At 71.3% G+C, this 13,471-nt stretch carries 12 protein-coding genes; 8 read left to right on the forward strand and 4 right to left on the reverse strand.

From position 1 onward, the window contains the following. Both VIB55_RS09015 and VIB55_RS09020 read left to right on the forward strand, forming a co-directional pair. Positions 1 to 211: DUF2382 domain-containing protein (locus VIB55_RS09015; protein WP_331876327.1), on the forward strand; the 211-nt coding region annotated here is incomplete at its 5' end. 93 nt (positions 212 to 304) lie between these two features. Continuing rightward, positions 305 to 832: a YsnF/AvaK domain-containing protein gene (locus tag VIB55_RS09020; protein ID WP_331876328.1), complete on the forward strand. Its 528-nt coding sequence runs from the start codon at positions 305 to 307 to the stop codon at positions 830 to 832. An 877-nt stretch (positions 833 to 1,709) separates the two neighbouring features. Here the strand turns inward: VIB55_RS09020 and cphA are convergent. The 3 genes from cphA to VIB55_RS09035 form a co-directional block, all read right to left on the reverse strand. Continuing rightward, positions 1,710 to 4,367, reverse strand: coding sequence for a cyanophycin synthetase (gene cphA, locus VIB55_RS09025; RefSeq protein ID WP_331876329.1), 2,658 nt, complete (start codon positions 4,365 to 4,367; stop codon positions 1,710 to 1,712). Beyond that, the gene (locus VIB55_RS09030; protein ID WP_331876330.1) at positions 4,364 to 4,531 is read right to left on the reverse strand and encodes a hypothetical protein; all 168 of its coding nucleotides are present in this window, start codon (positions 4,529 to 4,531) and stop codon (positions 4,364 to 4,366) included. The genes cphA and VIB55_RS09030 overlap by 4 nt, the downstream gene beginning before the upstream one ends. A 170-nt stretch (positions 4,532 to 4,701) precedes the next feature. After that, entirely contained in the window at positions 4,702 to 5,583 is an 882-nt protein-coding gene (locus tag VIB55_RS09035; protein WP_331876331.1) for an alpha/beta hydrolase family protein, read from the reverse strand. Between the two features lie 225 nt (positions 5,584 to 5,808). Between VIB55_RS09035 and VIB55_RS09040 the strand changes: the two genes are divergently transcribed. After that, complete coding sequence (locus tag VIB55_RS09040) at positions 5,809 to 6,483, forward strand: hypothetical protein (RefSeq protein ID WP_331876332.1); 675 nt, start codon at positions 5,809 to 5,811, stop codon at positions 6,481 to 6,483. An 80-nt stretch (positions 6,484 to 6,563) separates the two neighbouring features. Here the strand turns inward: VIB55_RS09040 and VIB55_RS09045 are convergent, their stop codons facing one another. Beyond that, entirely contained in the window at positions 6,564 to 7,448 is an 885-nt protein-coding gene (locus tag VIB55_RS09045) for a DMT family transporter (RefSeq protein ID WP_331876333.1), read from the reverse strand. 271 nt (positions 7,449 to 7,719) lie between these two features. Between VIB55_RS09045 and VIB55_RS09050 the strand changes: the two genes are divergently transcribed. The 5 genes from VIB55_RS09050 (at position 7,720) to VIB55_RS09070 (ending at position 13,347) form a co-directional block, all read left to right on the forward strand. Continuing rightward, positions 7,720 to 8,523 carry a hypothetical protein gene (locus VIB55_RS09050; protein WP_331876334.1) on the forward strand — a complete coding sequence of 268 codons (804 nt, stop codon included), beginning with the start codon at positions 7,720 to 7,722 and terminating at the stop codon, positions 8,521 to 8,523. 51 nt (positions 8,524 to 8,574) lie between these two features. Then, positions 8,575 to 10,179 carry a hypothetical protein gene (locus VIB55_RS09055; RefSeq protein WP_331876335.1) on the forward strand — a complete coding sequence of 535 codons (1,605 nt, stop codon included), beginning with the start codon at positions 8,575 to 8,577 and terminating at the stop codon, positions 10,177 to 10,179. Between the two features lie 751 nt (positions 10,180 to 10,930). Beyond that, a complete protein-coding gene (locus tag VIB55_RS09060) occupies positions 10,931 to 11,101 on the forward strand; it encodes a hypothetical protein (protein WP_331876336.1) in 171 nt (56 codons plus the stop codon). A gap of 819 nt (positions 11,102 to 11,920) precedes the next feature. Continuing rightward, complete coding sequence (locus VIB55_RS09065; protein ID WP_331876337.1) at positions 11,921 to 13,051, forward strand: hypothetical protein; 1,131 nt, start codon at positions 11,921 to 11,923, stop codon at positions 13,049 to 13,051. Continuing rightward, a complete protein-coding gene (locus VIB55_RS09070; RefSeq protein ID WP_331876338.1) occupies positions 13,048 to 13,347 on the forward strand; it encodes a MoaD/ThiS family protein in 300 nt (99 codons plus the stop codon). Before VIB55_RS09065 ends, VIB55_RS09070 begins: the two co-directional genes overlap by 4 nt. Positions 13,348 to 13,471: the final 124 nt, after the last annotated feature.

Consider the following 13,471-nt stretch of genomic DNA (forward strand, 5'->3'; position numbering starts at 1 on the left):
CACCGAGGGCGACATCACCTACATCCCCATCCTGGTGGAAGAGCTGGTGATCCAGAAGCGGCTGGTGGCGCACGAGGAGCTGGTGATCCGCAAGACGCGCGTGACGGAAGAGCAGGTGGTGGAGGAGGAGCTTCGCCGCGAAGTGCCCGAGATCCGGGGCCCGGACGGACCCGTGGACGTGGGCGCGCAAGGCGGCGGAGGGCACCGCTGATACGCGCCTGATACCCGCCGTCGGGGAACAGGAGTTGCAAAAGTCCCCCGCCCACATGGTGGGGTCGGGAACCGCGACAACAGGAGCACGAGCATGCTGGAAAACCTGGGCGGAAGCCACAACCGGAACGACCGCGATCTGGGCCGCCGCGACCGCGACGCGCTGGTCCGCGAGCGCATGCAGGCGCAGGGGATCAGTGAGGAAGAGGCGACCCGCATCGTCCTGTCCGAGGAGCAGCTGGCCGTCGGCAAGCGCGAGGTGCAGACGGGCGAGGTGGGCATCCACAAGCGGGTGGAGACCGAGCACGCGCACGCCGACGTGGCCCTGCGCCACGAGGAAGTCGACATCGAGCGCCGGCCCATTGCGGGCGGCTACTCGGCGGCCGGCGCGACGGGCGCCACCATCGGCGGTGACGAGGAGATCCGCGTGCAGCTGCACGCCGAGGAAGCCGTCGTGGAGAAGCGCGTGGTGCCCACGGAGGAGATCCTGGTGCGCAAGCGCGAGGTGGTGGAGAACGAGTCCATCGACACGGAGCTCCGCCGCGAGCACGCCGAGGTGGACCGCACCAACGTGTCCACGGACCGCGGCGTCCGCGACGACCGCCTGGACGGACGGATGTAATCTGGCGGGTTCCCGGTAACGGAAAACTCGGCGGGATACAAAGGAGGCTCCGCGGGCACGCTGCCCGCGGAGCCTCCGCCGTTTCGTGGGGGCCCCTCCCCCGGCCCCTCCCCGCACAAACTACGTGCGGAGAGGGGAGCAGTTCGATGGCGGGTTGGCAGGACCCGTGCGGGCCGCGGGCGCCCCCCATCCCCAGCCCTTCCCCCGCAAACTGCGCGGGGGAAGGGAGCCAATCCGGTGCGTCACCCAAGCCTTCGCCGCACCAGGGCCTGTCATCCTGAGGCCCAGGCGCGCCAAACCTTCCCGCAGTACGGGCTTCGCGGGCCGAAGGATCTAGCCGGGCGCCACTTCTCACCCTGGACGCGACAGCGCCACGAATGCCGGAATCGCCCCGCTCGCGCCCACGCGGCGCGCGGAAGGCCGGGCAAACCACGGCGCGCTTCGGGCCGGTCCGGCGCATGCCCCGGGCTGCCCTCTCTCCCCGGCCCTCTCCCCCGCAAGCGGGGGAGAGGGCGAATTCGACTGCGCTTCGGCTAGCCTGGCGCGCGCGACTACACCCTCTCCCGCTTGCGGGAGAGGGTGGCACGCGTGTCAGCGCGGCCGGGTGAGGGCCCCACGGCAGCCGAGGTCCGGGCCTCCGTGACCGCTACCGCGCCCAGACGGAGAGGCGTCCGAGGTTAGATCCTTCGGCCCGCGTACGACGGTGTACGGGCCGGGTTCGGTGCGCCTGGGCCTCAGGATGACAGGCTGTTGCGCGGCAAGGACTTGCATGCACCGGGACGCGTGTCGGCGCGCCCGATGAGAAGCAGTCCGCGAAGGCGGACTTCGGGCCGTCGTTGCCGCGAATTCATTCGCCCCAGCGGAGCCGGAGACCCCATCAGGCCGTGCCCTCTCCCGCCACCGCCTGCACCTGCGCGAGCACGTCCAAAAAGTCGTCGGCCAGGATCACCAGCAGATCGTCCTGCTGCATCAGATCCAGGGCGCGCGCCACGGCCTCAGGCTCGGGGTACACCGCCTCGATGCTCCCCGCCGCCAGCCCTCCGGCCTGCAGCCCCTCGCCGATCAGCCGGGCCACATCGCCCGCCGGCCGGCCGCGGCGGTAGTTCTCGTGCTCCTTCACCACCACGTAGTCCAGCACGGAGCAGATCTCCCCCAGCTCGCGCAGGTCCTCGTCGCGGCGGTCGCCGGGCATGGTGATCACCCCGATCCGCCGCGCGGCCGGCATCCGCCCCACGAACTCCATCAGCCCGCGCACCGCGGCGGGGTTGTGCGCGTAGTCGATGATCACCGTGCCGCGCGCCGTTTGCAGCACGTTCATCCGCCCCGGCGTGGCGGTTCCCGAGGGCACGAAGGTGCGCAGCCCCTCGGCGATCGTCTCCACCGGCACCTCCTGCAGGTACGCCGCCGCGATGGCCGCCATCAGGTTGTGCAACTGAAAGCGGGCGGCGCCGCCCATGGCCAGCGGCACCTCGTCGACGGCGATCACGGGAACGCGCGCGCCGCCCTTGGCGCCGCGGATGACCAGCGACTCGCGGCCGCCCTCGTCCTCCACCATCACCGCCATGTGGCCGAACGCCAGGTGCTCCGCCAGCGCCGGGTTGTCGGCCTTGCCCAGCACCGAGGTGTACACCACCCCGCCCGGCGTCCGCTCCGCCATTCCCACCACCAGCGGGTCATCCGCGTTCAGCACCGCGAACCCGTCCTCCTTGACCACCGACGGGATCACGGCCTTCACCTCCGCCAGGTCTTCGTCGGTGTGGATGCCGCGAAGCCCCAGGTGGTCGGCGCTCACGTTCAGCACGATGCCCACGTCGCACTCGTCGAAGCCCAGCCCCGACCGCAGGATGCCGCCGCGCGCCGTCTCGATCACCGCCACGTCCACCTTGGGGTTGGCCAGCACCACGCCCGCCGCGAAGGGCCCGGTGAAGTCGCCCTCCATCTGCAGGTGTTCCTGGTAGTAGATGCCATCGGTCGTGGTGAAGCCCACGCGCACGCCCGTCTGCCGGAAGATGTGGGCGATCAGCCGCGTGGTCGTCGTCTTTCCATTCGTGCCGGTGATGGCGATGACGGGAATGGTGGAGGGCGCCCCCGGCGGATAGAGCATGTCCAGGATGGCGCCGGGCACGTCGCGCGGCGTTCCCACGTCGGGATCGGTGTGCATCCGCAGCCCGGGGGAGGCGTTCACCTCCAGGATGGTGGCGCCGTTCTCGTCGAAGGGAACCCCGATGTCGTCCGTCAGCACGTCGATCCCGGCGATGTCCAGCCCCATGGCGGCAACCGCCAGCTCGCAGAGCAGCGCGTTGCGGGGATGGATCTCGTCCGTGCGATCCACCGACGTTCCGCCCGTGGAGATGTTGGCCGTGGGGCGCAGGCACACCGTCTGTCCCGCGGCGGGAACGGTGTCCATCGTCCGTCCCTCGCGCGCCAGGAACTCCGCCGTCTGCTCGTCCAGGGGAATGCGGACCAGCGTGGGATTGGGATGAAGCGGGTCGCGCTTGGGATCCTGGTTCACCTCTTCCGCCAGCTCCCGCACGGTCCGCCGGCCGTCGCCCACGACGTGCGCGGGAACGCGCTCCGACACGCCGACCACCCTGCCGTCCACGACGATGACGCGGTGGTCGCGCCCGTGGGCAAAGCGCTCCACGACCACCTTCGGATGCTCCGCCAGGGCGATGGGCCACGCCGCGCGCACCCCATCGTCGCTGTCCAGCCGGCCGGAGATGCCGCGGCCGTCGTTGGCATCCAGCGGCTTCAGCAGCACGGGAAAGCCGATGCGGTGGGCGATCTCCAGCGCCTCCCTCGCCGTTTCGGCCACGCCGCCCTCGGGCACGGGAAGGCCGTTGCGGGCCAGGATGCGCTTGGTGCGGTCCTTGTCGGAGGTCATGTCCGTGGCGATGACGCTGGTGAAGTCCGTCATCGCGCCGTCCATCCGCCGCAGGTTGCGCCCCAGCCCCAGCTGGAAGACGGGGTCGCCCGCGAAGCGCCGCACGGGAATGCCGCGGCGCCGGGCTTCCTTGATCAGCACCAGCGACGTGGCGCGCGGCCGCGCGTCGTGGAAGACCTCGCGCAGGGCGATCACGGCCGTGTCCAGGTGCAGCTCGTCCCCGCGCAGCGCGCGCAGGAGCAGCGTTTCGGCCGTGTACAGGCTTTCCACGCCCACCTCGGGCTCGGCGTAGCCCACCGCCAGCTGCGGCGGCTCGCCATGCGCGCCGGGGATCACGCGGTTGAACATCGTCGGCGCGCCGGCCAGCAGCTGCAGCGCCACCGCCACGCGGCCCACCAGCTGCGCCCACGCCGCCTCCTCCCGCCCGATGCCGAACGCCGCCGCGTCGGGCGAAAGCCCGGGGAGCTCTGCCGACAGCCGCTCCATCAGCCCGGGAACCGCCTCGGGTGGGCGCGCCGCCAGCGACGGCGCGATCCACACTTCGCAGGCGGCCACGGGGTGGGTGGCCCAGATGCTGGGGCCGCGCAGCGCCCGCACCGAGCGCAGGCGGATGGGGTCTTCGCTGCCCGTCTCCATCGCCTCGTCCGTCAAGCGTGCTCTCCCTTGGTGGAACTCTCGCCGGCCTTGGTGCCGCCCTCCGGCGCCGCGGCGGGGCGGGGCGCGCAGTCGATCCGGCGCGCGTAGGTGTGCGGCTCGCGCGGCGACGCCGGGGCGGGCGGGTTGCCCACGGTGCGGTCCTGTGTTTCTGGAGTCATGGTCGTGCGCATGAAAGGGGAACGCGGCCGTCCCAAGCCCGGCCGCGCGCCCACTTTGGACCGGAGGGCGCGCGAGCCGTGCCGCGGGGCCGCGTTATGCAAATTCCTGCCCGCGTGGCGAACCACCGCGACGTCCGTCACCCCCTCCGGAACAGGCAAGTCCCGCCGCGCTAGCGCCCGCCGAGCCGCTGCAACAGCCAGGCGATCCGCTCGTCGCGCGCGGCGGACGACTTCAGGTAGTGATCACCATCGTACCACCGCACCTCCTTCGGATCCCCCGCGGCGGCGGCATACCGGAGGAACGTGGCCTCGGCGAAGTACTGTTCCTGCCGTGGGAACTGGAACAGCACCGGCCGACCCGCCGCTCGCCCGACGTGGTTCACGGGATCGATCGGCGCCATCTCCCGCGCGTACCGGTCGCGCGCCTCTCCCGTGAGCTCCGGGTTGTTGACCGCGGCGATCTCGGTGAAGCTGGACGGCCCCGCGATCAGCACGGCCGCCCGGATGCGCGGCTCCGCCCCCACGAGCGCCCCGCCAAACGCCGCGCCGAAGCTGTGCCCCACGTACCCGATCCGCGCCGCGTCCACCTCGGGGCGGGCGGCGAGCACGTCTACCGCGCGGCGCAATCCCACCACCACGCCCGTGTAGCGTTGCAGGTCCGCCGCCCCATCCTTGAACAGCGGCAGCCAGAAGGCTTCCCTGGACCACGGCGCATCCAGCACCAGCGAGGCGACGCCGCGGCGCCCCATCTCCACGGCCTCGTCCAGGTACGTGGTGCGGCTACCCGGCGCCGGGTGCGTGTAGACGAGCCCCGGGGCGCGGCCAGCCGTCCGCGGAATCACGAGGTACGCGCGGACCGGCTCGCCATCCAGGCCGGCATATTCCACGTCGTGGATGGAGACCCCGTCGCGCGTTTCGGTGCCGGCGATCCGCACGGCCGGCGCCGGGCGGGCGTCGTAGTCGAAGGCGCCGCGCATGCCGGATGTTCTACGGGCCGCCGGGCCGCAGGCGCCGAGCAGGAGCGGGAGCAGCACCAGGCCGCTCGTCATCATCCGTCGTGCAAGCTGATTCATGCGGGGATACCAGGCCGGGTGGCGGAGCATGGCTCTCGTGGGGCGGATTGAGGTGGATGCGCGCGTACATTATGCCCGATCCGCACGATGCGCACCTGGAAAGCAGGCCCTCGGGTCGACGGGCGGCGGTCGGCCCCGGCGGCACCGACCGTGCACTGTGCTCACCTCGAATGATGCAACGAACCCTGGATCGGGAGCATGGCTATGGCGGAGAACGAACGCGAGACGAAGGAATACTCGCTGGAGGAGCGCCGGTACATCGGCGATGACGGCAAGGTGCACCACCACACCAACAAGTGGATGGCGGAGCACGAAGGCGAGTCGAAGGGCGGCGAATCGCAATCGGCACGCGGCAAGGGTTCGGAATCGGGCGAGGGCAAGAGCTCGGAGTCGAAGAGCGGGGGATCGCAGTCCAAGAGCAAGAGCTCCGAATCAAAGGGCGGGGAGTCGCAGTCGAAGAGCAAGGGCTCCGAGTCGAAGGGCGGCGAATCGCAGTCGGCCCGCGGAAAGAGCTCGGAGCGGGCGGAAGGCAAGGGTTCGGAGTCCAAGGGCGGCGAGTCGCAGTCGGCCCGTGGAAAGAGCTCGGAGTCTGCGGAAGGCAAGTCCTCGCGCTCGAGCAAGGGCGAGGAGAGCTCCGGCGGCGCGCGTCGTTCCGCGAAGGAGTCCGAAGAGTCGGAGGAGAGCGGCGGGCTGGCGAAGGGGCTGATGGCGGCGGCTGCGCTGGGCGTGGCCGGAGTTGCCGCGGCCGCGGTGGTGGCCGCGCGCACGAGCGGCGAGCGCGAGGTCGATACGGTCGAGATCCGCGAGACGGGCGGTCGCAGCCCCGACGCAAACGAGACCGGGCGCACCAGCACCGAGGGCGGAAGCTCCGTGCACTGAACGCGGTCGCTCGTGCAGGACCTGGTCGAAGGCTCCGCGAGCTACCTGCGCGCGGAGCCTTCGGATTCCATTGACGATGGCTAGCCCAGCAGTGCGATCAGCGCCGCGCCGCTGGTGACGAGCAGCGCCCCGGCGGCGCGGGTGCGGGCGGCGGAGCGCTCGCCCAGGAGGCCGATGCCGAGGGCCGTCGCGATCAGGATGCTGGTGCTGGATACGGCCATCACGTAGCCGGCCTGCGCAAGCCGGAACGCCAGCTGAAGCCCCGCGACCTGAACGGCGAAGGTGGTTCCCGCCAGCACGACGAGCCAGGCCCACGGCATCACCCGCGCGGGCAGGCCGAGGCCGGCCGGCTCCCTCCACATCATCCACGGCAGCCCCGCCGCCAGCACCGCCGCCGACCCCAGCGACAGCGCGGCGCCCCACGGAAACGGCCCCACCTCGGCGATCCCCAGCTTGTGCACCAGCGTGGCAAAGCTGAACGCCACGAAAGAGCCGACGGCGTACCAGCTGGCGCGGGAGGCAGCGAGGGCGCGAAGCGGGTCCAGCGCCGAGCCGCCCGGCCGCAGGCCGATGCAGTAGATGCCCAACGTGACCATTGCCACACCCGCCGCCGCGAACGGCGTGGGCACCTCGCCCAAGAAGGCGAAGCCGCCCAGCATCACCAGCGGGGGCAGCAAGCCGCTCAACGGCTGGATGACGGACAGCTCGCCGCCGCGCAGGGCAAGCGTCATCAGCACCATCCCCAGCACCTCCGGAACCAGCACCATCCCCATGGCCCGCCAGAAGCCCGGGGTCAGCGGCGGCCATCCGCCCGTCGCCGACACGGCTCCGCACAGCAGCGCGCCTCCCACCAGCCGGTACGCCACCGTCGAAACCACGACGCCCCCGCGCGCCGCGGTGAGCTTGAGCGAAAAGCTGTGCGCGGCCGTCCCGATGGCCGCCACCAGCGCAAAGACAATCCACATGCGATGCCGAACTCCAGGCTCTGCGTGATCGAATCCCGGTTGGTGCTCACAGCGCCTGCATCGGCGGGCAGCAAGATAGGTGGAACGAGGCGTGGCACACAGGGCCATGGCGGAGGCCCGTGAGGGGGAGGGGCCGGGGGAGGGGCCCACCGGCCGCCACAACCCGCCACGGCTCGCACGCCCAAGTCCCGCAATCCAGGGAAGATGCACCTGCTTGGGACCGCAACTTGCCGTCCCGCGCGGCGAACCGTCTGACACCGACCTGGAGAGCATGACAAGAATCATCACGGCCGCCGCGGCGGCCGCGCTGGCATTCGGCGCGGCGGCGCGGCCCGCCTGCGCACAGACCGACTACTACAACACCGACCGCGGCCGTCCCGTGCAGATCGAGGACGCCGCTCCGGTAGAGCGATACGCCTTCGAGTTGCAGCTTGCCCCCGTGCGCCTGGAGCACGAGAATGGCGGCGCGTACAACTGGGAGGTCGCGCCCGAAATCGCCTACGGAATCCTGCCCCACACGCAGCTGGAGGTGGGCTTTCCGATCTCGTTCCTAGACGACGGCGACCACGACCACGTGCAGGGGCTGGCGGGGATCGAGATCGCCGCGCTCCACAACCTGAACGTCGAAACGCGCACGCTCCCGGCGTTCTCCGTCGCCATCGAGACGCTGCTTCCCGTCGGCGGCCTGGCTCCGGACCGCGTCTTTACCTCGCTGAAGGGCATCGCCACCCGCACCTTCACCGGCGCGCGCTTTCACCTGAACGGCCAGTACACGCTCGGGTCCGAGGGCGGCGACGTGGGCGAGGCGTCGCGGTGGATGGCGGGCATCGCCGTGGATCGCGCCTTTCCGCTGCGAGGCCTGCTGGCGACCGCGGACCTGTTCGCGGAGCAGCCGCTGGATGACGACGGACGGCTGGCGTGGACCGCGGAAGCCGGACTCCGGTATCAAACGAGCCCGCAGTTCAACGTGGACTTCGGCATCGGCCGGCGGTTCGCGGGCGGCGGCCAGCGCTGGTCGTTCACCTTTGGAGCAGCGCACGCATTCGCGGTGCGCGGTCTGCTCCCGATCCGCTGACAGCACGCGACGGCCCGCGGCAGAGCCGGCCTGACCGATAGAGGAGAAGTGATGATGAAGAAGTTCACCGCACGAGCCGTCCTCGGCGCCGCGGCGATCGGACTGGCGCTGGGTGCCTCGGCCGGGCCGGCGCGGGCGCAGTTCACGCGGCAGCACGAGCAGTTCTACATGCCCGCCGAGCACAACTGGGTGTTCCGGCGCAACTATCCCGGCGCCGACCGCCTGTTCAACGCGTTCGACTACGGGCACGCCATCCTCTACGAAAAGCTCTACACCCGCCCGGGCGCGCCCGTCTCGGAGCTGGAGGAGCGCGAGTACGACTTCATCACGCGGCGCCTGCTGTTTGGCCCGCCGCGGATGCCGCTGGAAGAAGCCGCCATCGAGATCCAGTACGTGAAGCTCGCCCCCGAGGCGAAGCTCATGTTCGAATGGGCGCACCTCCTTCACCGGCAGATGTACGACGTGCTGGGCGACGACCGCCTGTCCGAGAGCCAGAAGGACGCCGAGGTCGCCAGCCTGCTGCGCTACTACAAGAGCCGCCCGGACCTGGCCTTCAGCTCCGTTCCCAAGAACATGGAGCTGATGGAAGGCCAGTACTACGCCACGGCATTCCGCGACAACTATCCCAAGTTCAACGGGCTGATCTGGGGCTACCACTGGCTGCAGGTGGGGCTGTACGAGCCGCTGGTGGTCGGCCGCACGCCGGAGGAGCGCCAGACGGGGGTGACGGCCACGGTCGCGCGCTTCCGGCAGATGCTGCAGGACGCGCCGCGCAACATGCCCCGCCTGATGCCGATGACGGCGGCGGTGGCGCCCCGGTTCGCGGCGCGGTACCCGGAAGCGGCGATCATCTTCGACAACTTGCACGGCATGCACGACGTGATCTCCGACATCCTGGCGTCGCCCAAGGTGTCGCGGGAGAAGAAGCGCGAGGAGATCCTGCTGGCGGCGGAGCGGTACCGCGACAACACGTCGTTCGTGATGACGCAAGCCGAGTGGCTGGAGATGAGCCACGCGATGGGCGTGCAGAACATGGGCGGCCCGGTCGTCGGCCTGCTCCCCGGCTTCCCTGAGCCCACGGTGGAGCGCGGCGCGGTGATGGCCCACGGGGGGATGCAGCACGGTGCCGCCGGCGGCTCCGCGACCGATCACGCCGCCATGGGCCACGCCCCGGCGTCCGCCGCGGCGCCGCAGGGCACGGATCACGCCGCCCACGGCACTCCGCCCGCGTCCGCCGCGATGGCGGCGACGGACCACTCCTCTCACACGCCGTCGGCCGCGATGCCGGGCAAGGCGCAGGGCGGGGCAGGGTCGCCGAGCCCGGCGCTCATCTCGGAACTGCACGCACGGCTTATGGCGGACCCCGTCATCCGCGAGCGAGTGGCCACCGATCCCGTGCTCCAGCGCCTGATGGCCGAGATGCAGGCCGCGCACGTGAGGGATCACGGGGCGATGCGGACGGGCGCGGCAGCCTCGGACAGCGCGCAGGCGATCGACTTCGCGGTCCGGCTCCTCTCCGACCCCGAGGTAGAGGCGCGCATCCACTCCGACCCGCGCCTGCACCAGCTCTGGAGCGATCCCGAGGTGCAGCGGCGTCTGGCCGAGCTGCGCCGCGCCCAGCCCGCCGCGCCCGCCGCCGATGCGCACCGGCACTGAACCGACGCGGCGATCCGCGTCCACGACCCAGGTGATGTCGATGTACGGAAGATACGGCGCAAGCCTCGCGGCGGCGCTGGTGATCGCCGGGTGCTCGGGCGAGCCCGACACGGCCGAGCGCCCGCTGGAGGCCAGGCGGGACACGGTCGCGGCGGCGCCCCCCGCCCACGCGATGCACGACTCCACCCGCGTGGACTCTGCCGCCGGGATGGCCGGGATGGACCACTCCGCCATGGGCCACGCGCCCGGCGGTGGAACTGCGGCAGCGGGAACGGACCACTCGGCCCACGGCGGCACCGGCGCGGCATCCAAGACGATGTCGGGTGTGGACCACGCGGCACACGGGGGCAGCGCCGGACCCACCGCGGCCGGAACGGCGCACCCGGGCGGCCACGCATCCGCTGTCGGAACTCGCCACGCCGCCGGGCACGCACCCACCGGCGCGGCGGGGCACGCGGGCGCTCACGGACGTGCGTCCACCGCCCGGGCAAGCGCGGCCCACGCGGGGATGAATCACGCCACCCCGCGCACCTCCTCCACGGCGGCACACGCGGGCCACACCGCGCAATCCGGAGCCGCGTTGGGGCAGTCGCACACCACCGCACACGCGAGTGCAACTTCTGTCGCAGCCGGGAGCCACGCCGGCCACGAGAATCGAGCGGCTGGAGCAGCCGGTCACACCGGCGCGCACGCGGCGGGCGGAGCCGCGAACGCGCACGCAGGCATGAACCATGGAGCGAGCGGACACGGGGTGCCCGCTACGGCAGCGCGGCCGGTCGATGAAGGCACGCGCAAGCTCCTGGACCTCGCCGGCGAACTGGTGCGCGACCCGGCTGTGCAGCGCGAGATCCAGCAGGACCCCGCGCTACGCGAGGCCTGGTCCGACCCTGCCGTACGCCGCGTGGTGACGAAGCAGCGGTAAGCATCGGCGCACGTACCGCACGTGCAGGTGAAGCCCCGAACGGACGCGCGAGCGAGCTGTTCGGGGCTTTCTGCTTTCGCTCCGCTCGAAAATCCCCGATGCGTCCTCCGGCGGGCCCCTCCCCAGCCCCTCCCCCGGCAAACTGCGCCGGGGGAGGGGGGGAACTTCGATCGGGGTTCGATGGGCTGTGTCGCATGCTGACGGAGCCCCCTCTCCCCGGCCCCGTCCCCCGCTGCGCAGGGGAGGGGGAGACCTGAATCGCGCTGCGTCTGGCCTCGCGCACCCGACTGCGCGTGCAGTCCGCGCAGGCGGACTTCGTGCCTTCCAGCTGCGGTTTCAATTCAACTCAACCGCCGGGACCGATGTGGCGGCCGCTGCGCCGGTGACCGCTGCCGCGCCCGGCCTTATACCTGGCCGCGGCTAGATCCTTCGGCCCGCGCGGGATCTGCCCCGGGCCAATCCGGTGCGCCTGGCCTCCAGGATGACAAGCCTCTTTGCACCATACGCTTGGAGCGCTCCACACTGGCTCCCTTCCCTCGCGCAGTTTGCGGGGGAAGGGCTGGGGATGGGGGGCGGCCGAGGCATGCGCAGGCCCTCGTCGAAACGCCAAAACGCCCTGGTGTTTACCCCCTCTCCCACGCTGTTTGTGGGAGAGGGTCGCACGCGTGTCAGCGCGGCGGGGTGAGGGCCCCACGGCAGCCCGGCATCCCCCGACCCTCGCTACCGCGTAGAATTCCCTTGGCTATGTTGTCCACCCGGATTACACTGCGCGACGCGGCATCCATCCGGAGCCGCTGAACACCGTGCCGGAGACCGCCGATGACCGAGGACCGACAGTCCGCTCCCAATCCAGGCGACGTAGTACTGTTGGTAGGCACCATGAAAGGCGCGTTCGTGCTCACGTCCGACGCGGACAGGCGTGAGTGGCGCACCGACGGTCCGTTCTTCCGGGGCGAGACCGTGTACTCGCTCGCCTTCGACCAGCGGGGCGGCCGCAACCGCATCCTGGCGGGCACGCAGAGCTGGCACTGGGGCAGCGTGGTGCGCACCAGCGACGACTTCGGCGCGACATGGACCTCGCCCGAGCGGCAGAACGTGAAGTTCCCCGAAGACTCCGGCCTGGCCCTCGCCAACATCTGGCAGATCCGCCCCGGCCCCGCGAGCGAGCCGGACCTGGTGTACTGCGGCGTCGAACCCGCGGCTCTCTTCCAGTCGCGCGACGCGGGAGATACGTGGAGCGCGGTCGATGGACTGCTCAAGCACGAGCACCGTCCGCGGTGGCAGCCCGGCGGCGGCGGCCTGTGCCTTCACACCATCGTCCTTGATGCGGCCGAGCCCCGGCGGATGGGCGTGGCCATCTCCACCGCCGGCTTCTACCGCACCGACGACGGCGGGCAGAGCTGGCAGCCGCGCAACCACGGCGTGCGCGCCGAGTTCCTCCCCGACAAGCACCCGGAGTTCGGCCAGTGCGTGCACAAGGTGGTCAACCACCCGTCGCGACCCGAGCGGCTGTACCTGCAGAACCACTGGGGGTTGTACCGCAGCGACGATTGGGGCGATACCTGGCACGACATCGCCAACGGGGTACCGTCGGACTTCGGGTTCGCCATCGAGGTGCACCCGCACGAGCCCGACACCGTCTACATCATCCCGCTGGAATCCGATCAGTTCCGCATCGTGCCCGAGGCCAAGCTGCGCGTGTACCGCACGCGCGACGCGGGCGAAACCTGGCATCCGCTGACCGAGGGGCTTCCGCAGGAGGGCGCGTACGAAACCGTGCTGCGCGACGGCCTGTGCACGGACGGCCATCGCCGCGCCGGCATCTACTTCGGCACGCGCGGGGGCAAGCTGTTCGGATCGGCGGATGCGGGCGACACGTGGGACGAGATCAGCGCCACGCTCCCGCCCATCGTCTGCGTGAAGGCGGGCGTGGTGGGAGGCGCGGCGTGACCCAGCCGCGTGACGGCGCCATAGTCGTCGAGCTTCCCAGCATGCTGCAGCCTTACGCGGCCGGCCGCGCGGAAATCCGCTTGGGCTCACCCTGCCGCACGGTCGGCGACGCGCTCGCGGCCGTGGCCTCGCTGCACGGCGGCGTGACGGACCGGGTGATGGACGAGCGCGGCATCGTCCGCCAGCACGTGAACGTCTTCGTGGACGGCGAGAACATCCGCTTCGTCGCGGGCTTGGAGACGCCGGTAGACCCGGGAAGCACCATCGTCATCGTCCCGGCCGTAAGCGGCGGCTAGGCCGCCGCGCAGCGCGAAGCGCTGTCATCCCGAGGAGCGGCCAAGCCGAACCTGCAGCCGCCCCAAAGCCAGCAGCAAACGAGGGATCCGCCACACAGTCGGCTTCACGCGCCGCGCTCCGCCG

It is taken from the genome of Longimicrobium sp. (assembly GCF_036554565.1).
Taxonomy (GTDB): domain Bacteria; phylum Gemmatimonadota; class Gemmatimonadetes; order Longimicrobiales; family Longimicrobiaceae; genus Longimicrobium.

Coding starts and splice junctions, on each gene's coding strand:
- VIB55_RS09020 (WP_331876328.1), top strand. CDS start 305: ATGCTGGAAAACCTGGGCGGAAGCCACAACCGGAACGACCGCGATCTG.
- VIB55_RS09030 (WP_331876330.1), bottom strand. CDS start 4,531: ATGACTCCAGAAACACAGGACCGCACCGTGGGCAACCCGCCCGCCCCG.
- VIB55_RS09035 (WP_331876331.1), bottom strand. CDS start 5,583: ATGATGACGAGCGGCCTGGTGCTGCTCCCGCTCCTGCTCGGCGCCTGC.
- VIB55_RS09040 (WP_331876332.1), top strand. CDS start 5,809: ATGGCGGAGAACGAACGCGAGACGAAGGAATACTCGCTGGAGGAGCGC.
- VIB55_RS09045 (WP_331876333.1), bottom strand. CDS start 7,448: ATGTGGATTGTCTTTGCGCTGGTGGCGGCCATCGGGACGGCCGCGCAC.
- VIB55_RS09050 (WP_331876334.1), top strand. CDS start 7,720: ATGACAAGAATCATCACGGCCGCCGCGGCGGCCGCGCTGGCATTCGGC.
- VIB55_RS09055 (WP_331876335.1), top strand. CDS start 8,575: ATGATGAAGAAGTTCACCGCACGAGCCGTCCTCGGCGCCGCGGCGATC.
- VIB55_RS09065 (WP_331876337.1), top strand. CDS start 11,921: ATGACCGAGGACCGACAGTCCGCTCCCAATCCAGGCGACGTAGTACTG.